General features: G+C 65.7%; 12 protein-coding genes and 1 pseudogene. 2 read left to right on the forward strand and 11 right to left on the reverse strand.

Going from position 1 to position 15,823, the window contains the following annotated elements; all coding sequences use genetic code 11:
- Positions 1-741 carry a hypothetical protein gene (locus tag SARO_RS04330; RefSeq protein ID WP_041550132.1) on the reverse strand — a complete coding sequence of 247 codons (741 nt, stop codon included), beginning with the start codon at positions 739-741 and terminating at the stop codon, positions 1-3.
- Positions 742-937: 196 nt separating this feature from the next.
- Between SARO_RS04330 and SARO_RS04335 the strand changes: the two genes are divergently transcribed.
- Complete coding sequence (locus SARO_RS04335) at positions 938-3,577, forward strand: TonB-dependent receptor (RefSeq protein ID WP_011444525.1); 2,640 nt, start codon at positions 938-940, stop codon at positions 3,575-3,577.
- 70 nt (positions 3,578-3,647) lie between these two features.
- Here SARO_RS04335 and SARO_RS04340 read toward each other — a convergent pair whose 3' ends face one another.
- The 7 genes and pseudogenes from SARO_RS04340 to SARO_RS04370 all read right to left on the reverse strand — a co-directional run bounded on the left by SARO_RS04340 (position 3,648) and on the right by SARO_RS04370 (position 12,311).
- Positions 3,648-4,823, reverse strand: coding sequence for an acetyl-CoA C-acyltransferase (locus SARO_RS04340; RefSeq protein WP_011444526.1), 1,176 nt, complete (start codon positions 4,821-4,823; stop codon positions 3,648-3,650).
- Between the two features lie 2 nt (positions 4,824-4,825).
- Positions 4,826-6,430 carry a class I adenylate-forming enzyme family protein gene (locus tag SARO_RS04345; protein ID WP_011444527.1) on the reverse strand — a complete coding sequence of 535 codons (1,605 nt, stop codon included), beginning with the start codon at positions 6,428-6,430 and terminating at the stop codon, positions 4,826-4,828.
- Between the two features lie 14 nt (positions 6,431-6,444).
- Positions 6,445-7,680: pseudogene (locus SARO_RS04350) on the reverse strand (3-hydroxyacyl-CoA dehydrogenase NAD-binding domain-containing protein); the annotation flags it as partial.
- Positions 7,681-7,723: 43 nt separating this feature from the next.
- Positions 7,724-8,956 (reverse strand): serine hydrolase domain-containing protein, encoded by a 1,233-nt coding sequence (locus SARO_RS04355; protein ID WP_011444529.1) that lies wholly within the window; start codon positions 8,954-8,956, stop codon positions 7,724-7,726.
- 13 nt (positions 8,957-8,969) lie between these two features.
- Positions 8,970-9,788, reverse strand: a complete 819-nt coding sequence (locus SARO_RS04360) for a thioesterase family protein (protein WP_234007408.1) — start codon at positions 9,786-9,788, stop codon at positions 8,970-8,972.
- Between the two features lie 249 nt (positions 9,789-10,037).
- Positions 10,038-11,318, reverse strand: coding sequence for an MFS transporter (locus SARO_RS04365; RefSeq protein WP_011444531.1), 1,281 nt, complete (start codon positions 11,316-11,318; stop codon positions 10,038-10,040).
- A gap of 105 nt (positions 11,319-11,423) precedes the next feature.
- Positions 11,424-12,311 (reverse strand): LysR substrate-binding domain-containing protein, encoded by an 888-nt coding sequence (locus SARO_RS04370; protein WP_011444532.1) that lies wholly within the window; start codon positions 12,309-12,311, stop codon positions 11,424-11,426.
- A 98-nt stretch (positions 12,312-12,409) separates the two neighbouring features.
- Here SARO_RS04370 and SARO_RS04375 point away from each other — a divergent pair, with 98 nt between their 5' ends.
- A complete protein-coding gene (locus SARO_RS04375) occupies positions 12,410-13,522 on the forward strand; it encodes an S-(hydroxymethyl)glutathione dehydrogenase/class III alcohol dehydrogenase (protein ID WP_041550136.1) in 1,113 nt (370 codons plus the stop codon).
- A gap of 222 nt (positions 13,523-13,744) precedes the next feature.
- Here the strand turns inward: SARO_RS04375 and SARO_RS04380 are convergent, their stop codons facing one another.
- The 3 genes from SARO_RS04380 to SARO_RS04390 all read right to left on the reverse strand — a co-directional run bounded on the left by SARO_RS04380 (position 13,745) and on the right by SARO_RS04390 (position 15,818).
- Positions 13,745-14,524, reverse strand: a complete 780-nt coding sequence (locus SARO_RS04380; RefSeq protein ID WP_011444534.1) for an SDR family oxidoreductase — start codon at positions 14,522-14,524, stop codon at positions 13,745-13,747.
- Positions 14,525-14,595: 71 nt separating this feature from the next.
- Positions 14,596-15,138: an NUDIX hydrolase gene (locus SARO_RS04385; RefSeq protein ID WP_011444535.1), complete on the reverse strand. Its 543-nt coding sequence runs from the start codon at positions 15,136-15,138 to the stop codon at positions 14,596-14,598.
- Positions 15,135-15,818, reverse strand: a complete 684-nt coding sequence (locus SARO_RS04390; RefSeq protein ID WP_041550711.1) for a TPM domain-containing protein — start codon at positions 15,816-15,818, stop codon at positions 15,135-15,137. Before SARO_RS04390 ends, SARO_RS04385 begins: the two co-directional genes overlap by 4 nt.
- Between the last annotated feature and the right edge of the window lie 5 nt (positions 15,819-15,823).

Consider the following 15,823-nt stretch of genomic DNA (forward strand, 5'->3'; position numbering starts at 1 on the left):
CTAAAGGAAATTGTTGGGCCAGATCATCGTGCGCCACATGTGCGCGGTCGCGCTGCCGTCGAAGCCGAGGCCCTCGTCGGGCTCGCGAAAATTGCGGCCGATGACGTCGGCCAGGGCTTCCGGGTCCACTTCGGGGAAGTCGTCGAAGAAATAGGTGTCGTAGAGCGTCACCTGGCGCGTGGTCATGTACCACTCGTGGCCGCGTGCATGCTCGGCGTCGCGCAGCAGGTATTCCGGCGGCTGGTAGTCCGGCCCGAAGAACTTGTGATAGCTGTCGGGATAGGCATAGCCGACGCTTTCGTCGGGCACATAGCGCAGTGCCTGGTGATATTTCACCGCAAAGGCCACTTCCGGATCGACATAGGGCGCGATTAGTTGCGCGCTCCAGTATCCGTGGTCCGCGCGGATCAGGCATCCGTTCGAAATGTCGTGGAGCAGACAGGCGATCACGACTTTTTCCGGCAATCCGTCGTCAAGCGCGCGCTTTGCGCTGACGAGCAGGTGGCGGACGGTGATGTCGCCGAACCTGCACCGGAAGAAGTCCAGCAGGCGCGGGCGTTCGGGCATTCGGGGAAGGGCGGGGTTGTCGCCCATCATGAACACGGTCTTCGGATTCAGGCGCCGCAGCAGTTCCTCTTCGTTGTCGACGAAGTCGGTGCCCTTCCAGCCCACCGGGGAGGGGTAGATCAGGCGTTCGCGTCCGGCCTGGGGCCAGGGGCGGCTATCGTTCTGCTGGGTCATGCGTCGATTTGTATCAGGCGGCGGTCCACCGGCAAGCACGGCGAAGCACTTGGAATGCCCAGTGAAACCCGCCGCATGCATGGTCCGGGATGGAATAATCAAAATCAATCATATTATGTCTTTCACAATCGATCATTTTTGATTACTGCTCCTGTGAAAGGTCCACAACGGACCCGAATCCATGGGGGATGACCTGATGAAGTTTGCAGATACCATCCGCACGTCTGCCTCGCTCGCGGCCCTGGCGGTTGCCGCGCTTGCCGCGCCGGCTCTCGCGCAGGACAGCGCACAAGCCGATGGAGCCGCTGCGGCCGACAACCAGATTGTCGTGACCGGCGTGTTCAGCGCGAAATCGATCGAAAATGCGCCGATCTCGATTTCGGCGGTGACTGCGGAAGAACTCTCGCAGCAGATCGCCAACAGCTCGGCCGACCTCATCAGGAACGTCCCGGGCGTTTTCGTGAACTCCTCGCTGGGCGAGATCCGCAACGTCGTCTTCTCGCGCGGCGTTTCGGCCAACTCGCTCGATGGCGATGGCGGCTACTACTACGTCTCGATGCAGGAAGATGGCCTGCCGGTGGAACCGATCACCTCGGGCAACTTCGGTCCGGACTACTTCTCGCGCCCCGACATCATGCTCGACCGGCTCGAGGGCCTGCGCGGCGGCACCGCCACTGTCACCGGTAACAACGCGCCGGGCGGCATCTTCAACTACATCTCGCGGACCGGAAAGTCGCACCCCGGCTTCGAAGTCCAGGGCAAGCTCGGCCTCGAAGGCGACGGCAAGAACCCGTACTACCGCGTCGACGCCTATGCCGGCGGCGAAGTGGGCAATGGCCTCTATTATGCCATCGGCGGCTTCTACCGGAAGAGCGACGGCTCGCGCGATCCCGGCTATGCGCTGAACAAGGGCGGCCAGATCCGCGCCAATCTGCTGTGGGACTATGGCAACGGTTCGGTCCGCTTCGACGCCAAGTACCTCAATGACCACAACGGCTGGTTCGAGTTCACCCCGGCGTTCAACTACGACGATCCCAAGATCGCCGCCGGTTTCGACAACACTTCGTCGGTGCTGCCGCCGGCCAATGCCCACAGCTTCACCAACCCCGATGGATCGACCGGATCGTGGGATGCCTCGGACCTCGTCCACGCCCGCACGCTTTCGTTCGGCATGACCTGGGACCACGAACTGGCTGACGGCATCAAGGTCCAGAATCGCGCGCGCTACAGCGAGAACAAGACCGACTGGAGCACCGGCGGCCTGATCTTCCCGCTCGGCGTCGACGACTTCTTCCTGTCGATCCTGACCGGCACGCTCGGCCTGCCCGGCACCACCACCTACAAGGTGCGCGGCACGGACCAGGTCGCGGCCGAGGTCTTCTCGTTCTCGGGCTTCGACCACAGCGTGGTGACCAACAACCTGCCCAACCAGCACATCCTCGAGAACGGCGTGCTGTCGCAGGCCGCGCTTTCGACCAAGTACCGTTCGCGCAGTTTCCAGGACCAGTTCACGCTTTCGGCCAGCCTCGGCGACCACTCGCTCGCCGCCGGCGCCTCGTTCGCGCACTCGCGCTACAGCCAGGCCAACGGCGCGGCGGGCATCGGCGTCTCGGCGCTCACGCCCACCCCGCAGGTCTATGACATCACCCACACCCTGCCCGACGGCACCGTGCTGCAGGTGACCGACCCGGCCGGCTTTGCCGCGCAGGGCGGCGGCCTGCTCGATGGCGATGGCGTGCGCGGCACCCAGCGCCAGATCTCGGTCTTCGCGGGCGACGAATGGCAGGTGACCGATCGCCTTTCGGTCGACGGCGGCATCCGCTACGAGGACATCCGCTACGATATCACCAACCTCACCCTTGGTGCGGCGGTGGCGGTCAACGGCGGCGGCGGGGCCGATGGCAACCCGCTGACGCTGTGGGACAACACCCGCAACACCTATGGCGCGCCGACCAACACGAAGCGCAACTTCCACTACCTCAACTACACCGGCGCGGTGAACTACGAGGTCAGCGACAATTTCCAGGCCTATGTCCGCTATACCCGCGGCAAGAAGGCCCCGGACTTCCGCGGCATCGCCGATATCGACACGCCCAGCGAAATCTCCACGCAGTTTCCCGAACCGCAGGTCATCACGCAGGTCGAGGTTGGCCTGAAGTACCGTCAGGACAACCTGCGGGTCGCGCTGTTCCCGTTCTACTCGAAGCTGTCGAATGTCGGCTCGACCCAGACCTTCACCGACGAGAACGGCAAGTTCTACACGCCGCCGACGGTCTATGGCCAGATCGAGACCTATGGCGTCGAGATCGATGCCGATGCCGACATCGGCTCGATGCTGAACCTCCGCACCGCGATCACGTTGCAGAACCCCAAGGCCTCGAAGTTCGGCCTTTGGATCGCCAACGACCCGGGCTCGGCGGACGACGAGCTTCAGTCGACCCCCAAGGGCGATGCCGACAACAACCCGAAGATCCTGACCCGCACCACTGCCACGCTGACGCCGGTTGACAGCCTCTCGCTGTTCCTCACGCACAGCTACACCGGCAAGCGCGCCGCCAACCGTGCGAACGCCTGGTATCTTCCCGGCTTCCACACCTTCGATTTCGGCGCGGCCTACGAGTTCGGTCCGGACAAGCGGTTCAAGTTGCAGGCGAACGTGAACAACGTGTTCAATCAGTTCGGCATCATGTCGTGGGCGCGCTCGGGCGGTTTCCTCGCCTCGCTCGACCGCCAGGGGCTGACGAAGGAAGCCGTCGCGGCCGATCCGAACCAGCTTCTCAGCATCGTCGCGGTCCAGCCGCGCTCGTTCTGGTTGACCGGTACGGTCAAGTTCTGAGGGTTCGCAAGACCCTCGCTCCCCGGAAGCCCCGGACGCCGCAACGTCCGGGGCTTTCCTGTTCCTGGCGTCAGAGGACTTCGAAAAGTCCCGCCGCGCCCATGCCGCCGCCGACGCACATGGTGACCACCACGTACTTCGCGCCGCGACGCTTGCCTTCGATCAGCGCGTGGCCGGTGCAGCGCGCGCCGGTCATGCCATAAGGGTGGCCGATCGAGATCGAGCCGCCGTTGACGTTGAGCAGGTCATTGGGGATGCCCAGCTTGTCGCGGCAGTAAAGCACCTGCACCGCGAAGGCTTCGTTCAGCTCCCACAGGCCGATGTCGTCCATCTTCAGCCCGAAGCGCTGGAGCAGCTTGGGGATCGCGAAGACCGGGCCGATGCCCATCTCGTCGGGCTCGGTCCCGGCAACGGCCATGCCGACATAGCGTCCGAGCGGGGCCAGGCCCTTCTTTGCCGCCAGCGCCGCTTCCATCACGACGACCGCCGCGGAACCGTCCGATAGCTGGCTGGCGTTGCCCGCCGTCACGATGCCGCCCTCGATCACCGGCTTCAGCGCCTGGAGGTTCTCGATCGTGGTCGAGGGACGATTACCTTCGTCCTTGGTCAGGTGAACGTCCTGGAAGGTGACTTCGCCGGTTTCCTTGTTCTGGACGCCCATCGTCGTGTCCACGGCGACGATCTCGTCATCGAACTTGCCCGCGGCCTGCGCGGCGGCGGTGCGCTGCTGCGATTGCAGGGCATATTCGTCGCAGGCCTCGCGGCTGATGCCATAGCGCTGGCCGACGATCTCTGCGGTCTGCAGCATCGGCATGTAGATCGCCTTGTGCATCGCCATCAGGCTCTTGTCCGGGGCGACGCGCATGTCCTTGGTCTGGACGAGGCTGATCGATTCCTGGCCGCCGGCGGCAACCACGTCCATGCGGTCGATGATCACCTGCTTCGAAGCGGTGGCGATGGTCATCAGACCCGACGAGCACTGGCGATCCATGCTCATGCCCGAAGTGGTGATCGGCAGGCCTGCGCGCAGCGCCACCTGGCGCGCGATGTTGCCGGCCTGGGCGCCCTGCTGGAGCGCCGCGCCCCACAGCACGTCGTCGACCTCGGCAGGGTCGATCCCCGCCCGCGCCACGGCGGCTTCCAGCGAAAGCGCGCCCAGCGTCGCGCCGGGAGTGGCATTGAAGGCGCCCTTGTAGGCGCGCCCGATAGGCGTGCGAGCGGCGGATACGATTACGGCGTCACGCATGTTCATGCTCCTTGAGAACGTGTTGGGGCAGGGGCCTTTTCCAGGGAGGTCGCGGCGAGGATCGGATTCCCGCCGAATTTGTCGCGCAGTTCGCGCTTGAGCACCTTGCCGATGGGGCTGCGGGGCAGTTCGTCGATCACTTCGATGGCCGAGATGCGCTGCGTCTTGCCCAGCCGGCTGTTCGCCTCGGCAAGGATCGCCGCCGGATCGGCGGCCGGATCGGCCAGCACCACCACCGCAAGCGGGGTTTCGCCCCAGGCATCGCTGGGCACGCCGACCACGGCCGCTTCCTTCACCGCGCCTTGCCGGGTGAGTTCGGCTTCCAGATCGCTCGGGTAGATGTTGAACCCGCCCGAGATGATCATGTCCTTGGCGCGGTCCATGAGGATCAGGAAGCCGTCCTCGTCGAACTTGCCGATGTCGCCGTGGCGGATGTAGCGACGGCCTTCGCTGTCATGCCACTCGATCTCGCGGGTCTTGTCGGGCTTGCCGTGGTAGCCGTTCATCATGATCGGCGAATGGCCGACGATCTCGCCGACTTCGCCCTGCGGCAACTCGTTCCCGTCCTCGTCGATGATCTTCATCACGTGCCCGGGTGCGACCTGGCCCACGGTGTGCAGCTTGTCCGGGAACTTGTGCGCCAGCAGGATCGTCGTCGCCCCGCCTTCGGTCATGCCATAGCCATCGGTCAGCCCGCCCGGCCAGCGCTTCAGCACATCGGCCTTCAGCCAAGCCGGGAAGGGCGCGGACGTGCAGGACTTCAGCCGGTAGGACGAAAGGTCGAAGCTGTCGAAGTCGGGCAGTTCCATGATGCGGCGGTACTGCACCGGCACCAGCATGGCGTTGGTCACCCGCTCGCGCTCGGACAGTTCCAGGAACGTGCGCGCGTCGAACTTGCGCATCAGCACCACCTTGCCGCCGGCGGTGAGCGCCGGAAGGAAGCTGACCAGCGTGGTGTTGGAATAGAGCGGCGTCGAACAGATCGCCGCCGTATCGTCGTCGTAACCCGCCACGATCGTGCGCCGCGCGTATTCGTGGCGCATCTTGTGGCTCTGCACGATGCCCTTGGGCGCGCCGGTGGTGCCCGACGAATAGATGATGTTGAACGGATCGCCCGGCGCCACGGCGCGCTCCTCGGGCTTCGCACCTTCTTCCGCCATCCACGAGCTGAACGGCTCGCCCGCGTCGCTGTCATCCAGCGCGATGCGCTTCACGCCGGCCGGCAGGTCCAGCCCTTCAAGCCGCTCGGCAATGTCCTTGTCGAGCAGCAGCACCCGGCTGCCGCTGTCCTCCAGCATGGCCACGATGGTGTCGGGCGCCGCAGTGGAGGTGAGGGGTGCCGCAACCGCCCCGGCACGGATCGCCCCAAGGAAGGCCAGCCCCGTCGTCACCGAGTTCATTGCCGCTATGGCGACCGGCTCATCCTTTTCCACGCCCTCGCGCTGGAGGGCCACGGCGATGCGGTCGAGCAGGGCATCCATTTCCGCCCAGCCGACAGTGCGGTTCTCGTCCGCCAGCGCCACTGCCGCGCCCCGCCTTGCGGCATGGGCGCGGATTATGTCGCTCAGCGGCGTGAATTCGCTTTCGACGATATCCTCGATCCGCATCACCGTTCTCCGGTTCAGTTGAACGTTTCGCCCGCGGCCGCCTTGCGCTCCAGCAGAGGTGCCACCGGCAGCCCGTGCTTCTTCAGGCCCGCAACCACGGTATCCAGTCCGATATGATCGGCCCAGAACATCGGCCCGCCGGTCCACGCCGGCCAGCCATAGCCGTTGAGCCAGACCGTATCGATGTCGCTTGCCCGCTGCGAAATGCCTTCCTCCAGGATCAGCGCGCCTTCGCTGATCATCGGATAGAGCAGGCGCTCGCGGATCTCGTCCTTGCCGATCTCGCGCTGCGGCTTGCCGGCCTTCTTCGCGAAGTCGGCGATGATCGCCTTCACCTCGTCCGAAGGCGTGCGCTGGCGGTTGTCGTCATAGTCGTAGAAGCCCTTCTTGGTCTTCTGCCCCCAGCGACCGACCGCGCACAGTGCATCGCGCAGGGTTTCGATGCGGCTGGGATCGCGGTGCCAGCCGATGTCCACGCCGGCGAGGTCGGCCATCTGCCACGGTCCCATCGGGAAACCGAATTCCAGCAGCGCCTCGTCCACGTCCCAGTAATTCGCGCCTTCCATGATCAGCGCCTGCGCCTGCGCCTGACGGGGCGAAAGCATGCGGTTGCCGATGAAGCCGTGGCAGACGCCCGACACGACCGGCACCTTGCCGATCTTCACCGACAGCGCCATCACCGTGGCCAGTTGCGCCTTCCCGGTTGCCTTGCCGCGCACCACTTCCAGCAGCTTCATCACGTTGGCGGGCGAGAAGAAGTGCATGCCCATCACCGCTTCGGGCCGGCTCGTCACGCTCGCGATCTCGTCGATGTCGAGATAGCTGGTGTTCGACGCGAGGATCGCACCCGGCTTGGCCACCTTGTCGAGGCGTCCGAACACGTCCTTCTTCACGTCCATGCTTTCATAGACCGCCTCGATCACGAGGTCCGCTTCGGCCAGGGCACCGAAGTCGAGCGTCGGCGTCAGGCGCGCCATCGCGGCCTGTGCGTCGGCGGCGTCCATCTTCCCGCGCTTGACGGTGTTCTCGTAGTTCCGGGCCATCGTGGCGACGCCGCGGTCGAGCGCTTCCTGCGTCATTTCCACGATCGTCACCGGAATCCCTGCGGTCAGGAAGTTCATGGTGATGCCGCCGCCCATCGTGCCGGCGCCGATCACGCCGACGCGATTGATCGGGAGCAGCGCGGTGTCGGCCGGGATGTCATCGATGGTCGCGGCAAGCTTGCGCGCCGCGTCGATGTGCTCCTTGGCGCCGGGAATGGGGTCGGACATCGTCGTTTCTCCTAGGCAGTTGTCAGGCGCGGCTTTCCGTCAGCGCGCTGTAGATCAGCGTCTTCAACTGACGCCGGATGGGATAGATGAACGAGGGATAGAGCTGGGTCATGAAAACCGCATGGACCTTTTCCACCGGGTCCACGAAAAACGCGGTTGAGAATATTCCACCCCAGTAGAACTCGCCTGCGGACCCCGGCACCAGCGCCCGCGCCGGGTCGATCGTCATGCCGAAGCCAAGGCCGAAGCCCGCGCCCGCATTGTAGGCTTCGCTGAACAGCGCGCGCGAAACCTGCGTGAGGTCGGCCCCGTTCGGCAGGTGGTTGGCTGTCATCAAATGAATGGTCTTCGGGCTCAGGATGCGCGCACCGTCGGCGCTGCCGCCGTTCACCAGCATCCGGCAGAAGCGGTGGTAGTCGCTGGTCGTCGACAGCAGCCCGCCACCGCCGCTCTCGAAGCGCGGCACGCGCCGGGTGCCGGACTTCTCGGCAGGATCGAAAAGCTGCGGCCGCTCGCCGGCCTTGTACGCCCAGGCGTCGGCTAGCCGGTGCGCCTTATCGTCGGGGCAATGGAAGGCGGTATCCACCATGCCTAGCGGATCGAGAATGCGGCTCTTCAGGAACTCGCCAAGGCTCATCCCCGAAAGCCGCGCAACGATCACGCCCAGCACGTCGGTGCCGACCGAATAGTTCCAGCCCTGACCCGGTTCGAACTCCAGCGGCAGCCTGGCCAGTTCCTCGATGAAATGGTCGTTGCCCGGCAGGCTCGCGTGGCCGTCGAGGCGTGCCTTGCGATAGGCGGCATCCACGTTGGTCCGGTTCTGGATGCCATAGGTCAGGCCGGATTGATGGCTGATCACGTCGACCATGCGCATGGTCGCTGCGGGGCGCGAAGGAAAGAAGTCCACTTCTCCGCCGCCGCCGGCATAGACGCCAAGGTTCGCGAACTCCGGGATGACCTTGGTCACCGGGTCGTCGAGCGCGACCTTGCCTTCCTCGACCAGCATCATGAATGCCACCGACGTCAGCGGCTTGGTCATCGAGGCGATGCGATGGATCGTGTCCGGCGCCATCGGCGTACCATCCTCGCGCGCACGTCCGCTGGTGTGGCGATAGACCGCATCGCCATCGCGCGCGACCAGAACGTCGAGCCCGGGCAGGCGTCCGCTGTCGACATACTGCTCGTCCAGGAATGCGGCGATGCGCTCCAGCCGGGACGCATCGAAACCGAGCGTCTGCGGGTCGGCAAGGTCCATCTCTATCTCTCCGTCAGCCAAAGATCGCGACGCTCTGGAGCCCGCGCATCACTTCCACGCCATCGGCGTTCCACATCCGCAGCGTCTCGCTGCTGAAACCGTCGGCCATGTGGTTCGATGCGGTTTCGAGCAGCCACCATCCATCCCGCGTCGTCGGCGCGTCGCCCAGCAGGGTCAGCGACCAGTTGATCGAGCTGATCGGTCCCTGCCGCTCCATCGCGCGGATCGATCCGGGGGGAAGCGCATCCCCCAGCAACACCAGTTCGCCGATCGGGTCCAGCCCGTCGCGGTCCTTCAGCCGTACCCAGCGGCGGACCGTGCCCTGCCTGAGGCCGCCCCTTGGCTCGGCCCTGCGGATCTCGAGATTGCGAACGAAATGCAGGCCCTCGGGCGATCCGATGGGTTCCATCTCCTCGACCGGCAGGAAGCCCTCGGCCGTTCCCGGCGCAACGCCCCCGTTCGATTGGCGGGCGCTGCCGAACAGCCAGAGTCCGCGATGCGCAAGCGCGCCGTCGCAATAGAGATTGGTCTGGATCTGGCTTACGCTCTTGCCTTCGCGCAGCACGCTGACGGCAATGTCCATGTCCTGTCCGACCGGCGCGATGAAACCGACCTGCGCGCCGCGCAGCGGGGGCAGGTCCGGCCGTGCCTTGCGCGCCGCCGCATATGCGAGAAACGATGATGCGCCGCCGTACATCGTGCGGCCCTGCAACCAGCCATCGACCCCGCGCAGGACGAAGCGTTGCCCGTCGCTCTGCCCATCGCCCTGCCCATCGCTCTGCATGTCGGCGGCAAGCCGTCCGATGGCCTGGACCGTTGCGGACTGGCTCATTCCGCCGTCCCCTGCGTCATGCATCTGCATCGTGCGTTCACCGCTCTCTCCCAAGGTTTCGCGTGTTCCGGCGCGACTCTTGAAGGCAAGGTGGTAGTGCACCTTTACGTAAAGGGAAAGAGCTGCCCGGCAGCAGGCAAGCGTCGGTTCGGCGCTTACGCTACGGCAAGCTTGGATGGCGCAGTCAAAAAAAATCGGCCCCGGTTCCGCACCGGGGCCGATGAACTGTGCACCTGCAATATGTGCCGGTCAGTGCACGCTTTCGCTGCTTGCCCGGCGCAGGATGGGCGCCTTGCCGGCGCTTGCCGCGAACAGGACCAGCAGGAGGTAGCAGGCAAGCGGGACGACGAACGAGGTGACGATGCCGGTCGCGTCGGTCACCGCGCCCGCCAGCGCCGGGATCAGGGCGCCGCCGATGATGCCGGTGCATAGCAGCCCCGAGGTCGCTTCCTCGCCCGCGCTCGACCGCTCGAGCGTCAGGGTGAAGATCACCGGGAACATGATCGAGTTGAACAGGCCGATGGAAAGCGCCACGTAGCCCGCCGAAACACCGCCGACCACCAGGATCCACGCGCACAGAACGGCGGCGATGACCGAGAACAGCATCAGCAGGCGCGCTGCGGGGAAGCGGGCGAGCAGGACGGTGCCGATGGCGCGACCGATCATCGCGCCCAGCCAGTAGAACGACACGGCCTTGCCGGCCTGTTCCAGGCTCACGTTCCAGATGTGCGGGGCGTTGAGGAAGAAGGCCATCTGCGTGCCGATCGCCACTTCCGCGCCGACGTAGACAAAGATCGCGGCGGCGCCGAGAAGCGCCCAGCGCGATGCGAACGCCTCTTTCAGCAGCGCGCCGATGCCGCCGGTGGGCTGGGCCGGCGGTGCGGCGGCGGCGATGCGCTTGCGGTTGAGGAAGAAGAACGCGAACAGCACGATGAGCAGGCCGCAGATCCAGAAGTAGGCGCGGTCGATTCCGGCCAGTGCCGCGTCGCGGACTTCCGGGGTCAGCGCGGTGCCTTCGGTCACCTCGACGCCCTTGAGGAACAGGGCGGCGCCGAGTGCCGGGCCGAGGAACGTGCCGAACGAGTTGAAGGTCTGCGACAGGGTCAGCCGGAAGTGGCTGCCCTCGGGCTTGCCCAGCGCGGCTGCAAGCGGGTTCGCGGCGACCTGCAGCACCGTGATGCCGGCGGCGAGCATGAACAGGCCGGCCAGGACCAGCGGATAGGACGCGGCGTTTGCGGCGGTCAGCATGACCAGGCAGGCCGCTGCCATTGTCGCCAGCGCCAGCAGGATCGCCGGAACCGCGCGCACCTTGCCGATGATCGCGGCCGCGGGGAAGCTCATGAAGCCGTAGGCGATGAAGAACGCGAAGGCGGAGAGCTGGGCTTCCAGCGTGGTCAGCGTGAAGATGCCCTTCACCGCAGCCACGAGTGGGTCGATCAGCGAAGTGATGAAGCCCCAGGCGAAGAACAGCACTGTGACCGCGGCGAATGCGGCCTTCTGCGAGCCGTTGGCGGCTGCGTTTCCTGACACGGATCTCTCCTCAACCGGCCACTCGACGGGCCATTGCGCGACAGGGTCTAGCTGTCCGTGTCAGCGATGTCATGCCGCGTGCATAGGTATTTCGTCCGGAGCGGTTCAGCCTGCCAGAAGCGCGGTCGGCAACTCGCGGCGCAGCTTCTCGATCAGCCGCTGCACCTTGGGGAGGAGATGGCGGCGCTGCGGGTAGACTGCCCAGATCGGGTCGTCCTCGGGCCGGAACTCGTCCAGCACCGGGACGAGCTGACCGGCGGCGATGGCCCTGTTCACGTAGAAGGCGGGCAGCTGGCACAGGCCCATGCCGGCCACCGCCGCGTCGAACACCGCCGCGCCGTTGCTGCAACGCCAGCGTCCCCGGGGCCGGATGGTCCGCTGCTCGCCGTCCACGCGGTAGCGCCACACGTCGGACGTCGCGGGGATGCACTCGTGGCCAAGCAGGTCGTCCACCGTCTGCGGCGTCCCGCGCTCTTCCAGATAGGAAGGCGCGGCGCAGGTGACGATGCCGCGCGTCGCGATCTGCGTGCGGATCAGGCGGCTGTCGGGCAGGGTGCCGGTGCGGATGGCAAGGTCGTAGCCTTCGGAGACCAGTTCGACCACGCGGTTCGACATGTCGAGGTCGACCGAGAGCTTGGGATATTCCTGCACATAGGCCCGCACGATGGGCGCGACGAACCGCTCGCCCAGCGCGGTGGGGCAGGTGATGCGAAGCTGCCCCTGCGGCTCGCCCTGGAGATCGAGCATCGCGATGGCCTCGTCGCGCTCTGCGATCAGGCGGCGGAACTGGTCGACCAGCATGCGCCCGGTATCGGTCATGCTGACGGCGCGGGTGGTGCGGTGGAACAACTGCGCGCCGAGGCTCTGTTCGAGCCGCGCGACCGCCCGGCTGACGTGCGATGTGGAGGTTCCGAGCCGTTTGGCCCCGGCCACGAAAGTGCCGGTATCGGCCACTGCCACGACCTCGTCTATCCCGTCCCAGCGATTGCTCATTATTCTCGTCTTGCAACAGTGTTTCGCGTATTGCGCAATTTAACAGGGCTGTAGCAATTATGCTATCGGACCGCCACGTCAAAGGGAGACCGCACGAAATGAAGACCCGCGCCGCAGTTGCGTTCGCGCCCAAGCAGCCGCTCGAGATCGTCGAACTGGACCTCGAAGGCCCCAAGGCTGGCGAAGTGCTGGTCGAGATCATGGCGACCGGCGTGTGCCACACCGATGCCTACACGCTCGACGGGTTCGACAGCGAAGGCATCTTCCCCAGCGTGCTGGGCCACGAAGGCGCCGGTATCGTGCGCGAGGTGGGCCCTGGGGTCACTTCGGTGAAGCCCGGCGATCACGTGATCCCGCTCTACACGCCGGAATGCCGCCAGTGCAAATCGTGCCTCTCGGGCAAGACCAACCTGTGCACCGCGATCCGCGCCACGCAAGGGCAGGGCCTGATGCCCGACGGCACCAGCCGCTTTTCGTACAAGGGCCAGACCGTGTTCCACTACATGGGCTGCTCGACCTTCTCTAACTTCACCGTCCTGCCCGAGATCGCGGTTGCCAAGATCCGCGAGGACGCGCCGTTCAAGACCTCGTGCTATATCGGCTGCGGCGTGACGACGGGCGTCGGCGCGGTGATCAACACCGCCAAGGTCCAGGTCGGTGACAACGTCGTGGTCTTCGGCCTCGGCGGCATCGGCCTCAACGTGATCCAGGGCGCGCGGCTTGCCGGTGCCGGCAAGATCATCGGCGTCGACATCAACCCCGACCGCGAGGAATGGGGCCGCAAGTTCGGCATGACCGACTTCCTCAACAGCAAGGGCATGAGCCGCGAGGACGTCGTCGCCAAGGTCGTCGCCATGACCGACGGCGGCGCGGACTACACCTTCGACGCCACCGGCAACACCGAAGTGATGCGCACGGCGCTTGAAGCCTGCCATCGCGGCTGGGGCACCTCCATCATCATCGGCGTGGCCGAGGCGGGCAAGGAAATCAGCACGCGTCCGTTCCAGCTCGTCACCGGCCGCAACTGGCGCGGCACGGCCTTCGGCGGCGCCAAGGGCCGCACCGACGTGCCCAAGATCGTCGACATGTACATGACCGGCAAGATCGAGATCGACCCGATGATCACCCATGTCATGGGCCTGGAAGAGATCAACACCGCCTTCGACCTGATGCACGCCGGCAAGTCGATCCGTTCAGTCGTGGTGTTCTGAACCTGAACGGGTTTACACGGTTTACACTGTCCAGAGCAAAACATCAGGGCCGGTCGGACATCTCGTTCGACCGGCCCTTTTCGTGTGCGGAAACAGCGCGGGGAAAGGGCCGGGCGGGCGGTTCGCGGTTCAAGGAGCGAACGGGGACGCTGGCATCTTGGGGGCGTGTAGGACAGCGGTTTCTGCATCGCGCCCGAACGGCCACCCGCGATGTGCCCGGGATCACATCGCCGAGATGCCGCCATCCAGCTTCAGCTCCGCGCCGGTCATGAAGCGGCTTTCGTCGCTGGCGAGGTAGAGCACGCCCGCCGCAATGTCGTCGGGTTCGCCCACGCGGCCCAGCGGGATCTGGCGGGCGAGCTTGCCCATGACCACCGACTTTTCCAGATTGGCGTTCGCGCTGATGCCGTCGAGGATCGGGGTGTCGACGAACGTCGGGTGGACCGAGTTGCAGCGGATGTCCCAGCCGCGCTTGGCGCAGTACAGCGCGACCGACTTGGTCAGCATCCACACCGCCGCCTTGCTGGCGTTGTAGCCGGGCATCGTGTCCGAGGCGATGAGACCCGCGATCGAGCTGATGTTGACGATCGAGGCGGGCTGGCTGTCGCGCAGCAGCGGCAGCGCCTTCTGGCAACCCAGGAACACGCTGTCGACGTTGATGGCAAAGCCCCGGTGCCATTCTTCCAGCGTGCAGGTCTCGATATTGCCGCGCACGCCGACGCCCGCGTTGTTGACCAGGACCGAAAGCCCGCCGAGCTTCTCGGCGGCGAACGCGATTGCCGCGTCCCAATCGTCCGCGCTGGTCACGTCATGGCGCATGGCGAAAGCCGTGCCTGCCCCCAGTTCGGCGTTGATTGCCGCAGCCGTTGCCGTTGCGCCTTCGCCGTTGATGTCGGTGAGCAGCACCCTGGCGCCTTCGCGCGCCAGCATCCATGCGTGTGCCGCGCCGAGGCCTTGCGCCGCCCCGGTGACGAGTGCCTTCTTGCCCTGAACCCTGCCCATCTTCTGCCTCTCCTGCTTTCCGTTTGCGTCAACGAAGCAAGTTAGGAGCCATCACGCAAGCGGCGGAAGTGTCAGCCCATGATGCCGGGGGCGAGAAGCAGGAGCATCCGCACGTCGATGGCATAGCCCTCCGCGCGCCTGGCCGAGAGAAAGCTCTCGATTTCCGTAAGGGCAACCCGGTGGACGGTGATGCCTTCGCCTTCCACGCCGCCGCCCTCGGAAACTTTTTCGAGATCGTACGCGCGGAACAGGGTGAAGGCTTCGGTCACCATGCCGGGAGAGGAATGGAATTCGCCCAGCGATTCGATCCGTCCCGGGCGATAGCCCGTCTCTTCCTCAAGCTCGCGCGAGGCGGCCGTGGCGGCGTCCTCGTTCTCGGCACCCGCCTCGTCGCCGATCAGCCCGGCGGGAAGCTCGATGCAGGGGCGACCGAGCGGCACCCGGAACTGCTCGACCAGCAGGACATGGCCATCGTCGATGGCGAGGATGACGGCGGCCTTGATGTTGCGGTTGCGCGAGACGTATTCCCAGCGTCCGCGGGTCTTGGTGACGATGAACCGGCCCTGCCAATGCGTGACTTCGGGATGGTCGCGGTATTCTTCCTCGAGGCTCATACTTCGATCAATCTGTCCGGCAATTCGTTGATGTCACCTTCGGCGCGGGGGAAGTGCAGGGCAAGGACCTTGCCCACTTCGGCCACGGCGGCGGCCATGCCTTCGGCCATGCGGCCCTGCCGCAGCGGATCTAGCATGGCCTTCATCGCGTGGCCCCAGGTTTCGGGCGAGACCTTCGATGCGATGGCGGCGTCGGCAATGATCTCGGCACGATGTTCGGCAAGGCTGAGGTATATCAGCACGCCGGTGCGGCCCGAAGTGCGGCTTTCCGCGCCGACGCGAAAGCAGGTGAGCGCGCGGTCGCGCACGCGGGCGTTGCGGATGCGGCGGGGGGTGAGCCACAACCCCAGCGGCGTGAACCGCAGGATCAGCCATGTCCCTCCGAACTTTAGTGCCGCGACGGCGAGCGCGAGGCCGAGCACCGCGCGCGGGGTCCATTCGTGCGCCCACAGGCCAAGAAGGCGCTCCACCAGCGCAAGGTAGAAGCCGGGGGCGATCTCGAGTGCGGCGAGCGCAAGAAAGGCGACAAGCGCCGACCAGGCGAGCGCGATGTCGCGGTAGCCATCGGAACGCGGCGTGACGATGGTGACGATCTCGCCCGCGCTGTGCGCTTCGGCTGCTGCCACGGCATCGGAGACGAGCTTGTGATCGGCCTCGGTCATCGGAGTAAGCCTTGTCATCACCA

Origin of the sequence: Novosphingobium aromaticivorans DSM 12444 (assembly GCF_000013325.1) — a bacterium.
GTDB classification, from domain to species: Bacteria; Pseudomonadota; Alphaproteobacteria; order Sphingomonadales; family Sphingomonadaceae; genus Novosphingobium; species Novosphingobium aromaticivorans.

What these genes read in the sequence shown, in the direction of transcription:
- SARO_RS04330 (WP_041550132.1), bottom strand. Translation starts at nt 741, where the DNA reads ATGACCCAGCAGAACGATAGCCGCCCCTGGCCCCAGGCCGGACGCGAA.
- SARO_RS04335 (WP_011444525.1), top strand. Translation starts at nt 938, where the DNA reads ATGAAGTTTGCAGATACCATCCGCACGTCTGCCTCGCTCGCGGCCCTG.
- SARO_RS04340 (WP_011444526.1), bottom strand. Translation starts at nt 4,823, where the DNA reads ATGCGTGACGCCGTAATCGTATCCGCCGCTCGCACGCCTATCGGGCGC.
- SARO_RS04345 (WP_011444527.1), bottom strand. Translation starts at nt 6,430, where the DNA reads ATGCGGATCGAGGATATCGTCGAAAGCGAATTCACGCCGCTGAGCGAC.
- SARO_RS04355 (WP_011444529.1), bottom strand. Translation starts at nt 8,956, where the DNA reads ATGGACCTTGCCGACCCGCAGACGCTCGGTTTCGATGCGTCCCGGCTG.
- SARO_RS04360 (WP_234007408.1), bottom strand. Translation starts at nt 9,788, where the DNA reads ATGAGCCAGTCCGCAACGGTCCAGGCCATCGGACGGCTTGCCGCCGAC.
- SARO_RS04370 (WP_011444532.1), bottom strand. Translation starts at nt 12,311, where the DNA reads ATGAGCAATCGCTGGGACGGGATAGACGAGGTCGTGGCAGTGGCCGAT.
- SARO_RS04375 (WP_041550136.1), top strand. Translation starts at nt 12,410, where the DNA reads ATGAAGACCCGCGCCGCAGTTGCGTTCGCGCCCAAGCAGCCGCTCGAG.
- SARO_RS04380 (WP_011444534.1), bottom strand. Translation starts at nt 14,524, where the DNA reads ATGGGCAGGGTTCAGGGCAAGAAGGCACTCGTCACCGGGGCGGCGCAA.
- SARO_RS04385 (WP_011444535.1), bottom strand. Translation starts at nt 15,138, where the DNA reads ATGAGCCTCGAGGAAGAATACCGCGACCATCCCGAAGTCACGCATTGG.
- SARO_RS04390 (WP_041550711.1), bottom strand. Translation starts at nt 15,818, where the DNA reads ATGACAAGGCTTACTCCGATGACCGAGGCCGATCACAAGCTCGTCTCC.